The sequence below is a fragment of the Micrococcus sp. TCR-5 genome, assembly GCF_052220525.1.
Lineage (GTDB): Bacteria > Actinomycetota > Actinomycetes > Actinomycetales > Micrococcaceae > Micrococcus > Micrococcus luteus.
Genome location: NZ_JBQPDO010000035.1, coordinates 1 through 2,352, shown reverse-complemented (window position 1 = coordinate 2,352; position 2,352 = coordinate 1). Strand labels below are relative to the sequence as shown.

2 protein-coding genes are annotated in these 2,352 nt (G+C 71.0%); both read right to left on the bottom strand.

Going from position 1 to position 2,352, the window contains the following annotated elements:
* On the bottom strand, window positions 1-713 hold a 713-nt coding region (locus tag ACTSKS_RS10955), incomplete at its 3' end, for an ATP-binding protein (RefSeq protein WP_145016029.1).
* Complete coding sequence (locus tag ACTSKS_RS10950) at window positions 710-2,233, bottom strand: IS21-like element ISMlu14 family transposase (protein ID WP_031943827.1); 1,524 nt, start codon at window positions 2,231-2,233, stop codon at window positions 710-712. The genes ACTSKS_RS10950 and ACTSKS_RS10955, both read right to left, overlap by 4 nt.
* Between the last annotated feature and the right edge of the window lie 119 nt (window positions 2,234-2,352).

Sequence of the window (2,352 nt, the reverse complement as noted above, 5' to 3'; positions counted from 1 at the left end):
ACGTGGGCGTGGTGCAGGAGCCGGTCCACGGTGGCGGTGGCCAGGGTCTTGGGCATCAGCTCGTCGAAGCCGGCCGGGTGCAGGTTCGAGCTGATCGCTACGGAGCGTTTCTCGTAGGCGGCGTCCACGATGCGGTAGAGGCCCTCGGCGGCATCGTCGGCGACCGGCAGCAGGCCGATGTCGTCGATGACGATCAGGTCGGCGCGCAGGATTCGGGCGACGGCTTTGGTGATGGTGTCATCGGGCCGGTGGGCCCGGATCATCGCCCCGAGGTCCTCCAGGGTGAACCAGGCCACCCGCTTGCCCTCCTCCACGGCCTGCTGGCCCAGGGCCTCGAGGAAGAAGGTCTTGCCGGTGCCGGAGGGCCCGCAGACCACGAGGTTCTCTCTGCGCGAGAGCCATTCCAGGGTGCGCAGGGACTGCTGGGTCGGGGCCGGGATCGAGGAGGCGCCCGGATCCCAGGTCGTGAAGGTCTTGCCGGTGGGGAACCCGGCGGCCTTGCGCCGGGCGGCGAGCATGGATCGGGCCCGACCGGTGGTCTCCTCGACCAGCAGGGCCTTGAGGACCTCGGCCGGCTCCCAGCGTTGGGCCCGGGCGGTGGCCAGTACCTCGGCGGCGATACCGCGGGCGTGGGGCATCTTCAGCTGCCGCAACAGCGCCTCCAAATCGGCCGGCAGCGCCGGTGCGGCGGTGTTCGGGGTGTGGATGCTCACCGGGCTGCCCCCTCGGTGTTGGAGGTACCGAGGCCGGCCCAGCCGGCGGTGCCCTGGGTCAGGGACCGTTCCTCGGTGGCGGTGTGCATCCCGGTGCGGTGGCCGGCGGCGGTGAGCAGGGAGGCCAGGTCGCCGTGGGCGAAGCGCTGGTGCACCGCGGCCACCCCGAGGGCGCGGTCGACCTGGTCGGTGCCGGCGAGCTTGGCCAGGGTGACGGCCTCGGCCATCTTCTGACCGATCCGGCTGGTGCCGGCCGCGGCGGCCTCCACCAGCCAGGTCCTCGCTCCGGCCCCGATGGCCAGGAACTCGGCCTCCGCCGCCGAACGGGGCACCGGGGTGTAGTCCCCGGGCACCTTGTCCGTCTCGTGGCCGGGGAAGTGCGCGTCGTCGATGGCCGGGGACCCGGGCCGGGCCACCCGGTGCCGGGCGACCTCCACCGGCCCCTGCGCACCGGCGTGCATGATCACCACCATCGAGTCCGGTCCGGTGCCGTGATGGCGCACGAACACCTCGGCCCCGAGCAGGTGCGCGGGCACCGAGTACTGGGCGTTTTCGAAGGAGACCATCGGCGTGTTCTCCGGCACCTTCCGTCCCACCCCGTAGGCCACGGTGTGCGCCGTGGCGGGGATCCGATGCAACGCGCTGGTCTCCTCGGCGAGCATGTGGTCCGGGCGGCGCCGGGTCACCCGGTGCTCCCGGGAGTTCACCATGGCCATGAACCCCGCGCAGGCGGCCTCGAGCTCAGCGAACGAGGCGTACTGGTCCCGCAGGTTGGTGTCCTTCGGGACCAGGTCGGCCTTGGCCAGCTTCACCGCGTTCTCCACCCCGCCCTTGGCGGCCGGATCCGCTGGCTGGCAGGTCAGCACCTCCACGCCGTAATGCCGAGCGAACGCCACGGTGGCCTGGTTACGCACCGGCACCCCGGCCACATGAGAGACCGTCACTGTCTTCTCGTTATCCGTCAGCACATAGGTCGGCGCGCCCCCGATCAGCCGGAAGCACCGGTCCAGGGCGGCGAACACACTCGGAGCCGTCCTATCACGCAGGGCGATGACGATCCGGTAGCGGGACCAGGCCAGCCAGGCCACGAACAGCACCGTCTTGGCCCCGTCGATCGCCGGCCCATCGCCGAAGTCGTACTGCAGCCATGCGCCCGGCTCGGTGATCCAGGGCCGGTGCACCCGGCGCTTCCCGGCCCGCCAGGCGGCCTTCACCTCGGCCACCGCCCGCCGGGTGGAGCGCTCAGAGCCGGTGTAGCCCATTGCGGTGAGCTTGGCGTGCACGACATCGGCGCGGATCCTGCCCGTGGAGGCCTCGACCCATTCCTCGATCTTGGGCAGCCAGACATCGGTGACCTTCGGGCGGCTGGCTCCGGATCCAGGGGTCTGGCCGGCGTCGCGGGCCCGCACCAGCCGGGCCACGGTGTGATGGGAGCAACCGGCCAGCTCGGCGGCGCCCCGCAATGACTTGGTCAGGTCATAGGCACTGAGTATTTTCATGGTTTCTGCGGCATCCTTCATTCAGGGCCTCTTCCTCGCTGGATTCGATTCGACACCGATATCCAACCCGGGGAGGAGGCCCCCGCCGGCTCACGACGCGGCGGGCAACGAGCAACGCGGGCAAACCAGATGGCCAGCAC

What these genes read in the sequence shown, in the direction of transcription:
- ACTSKS_RS10950 (WP_031943827.1), bottom strand. Translation starts at nt 2,233, where the DNA reads ATGAAGGATGCCGCAGAAACCATGAAAATACTCAGTGCCTATGACCTG.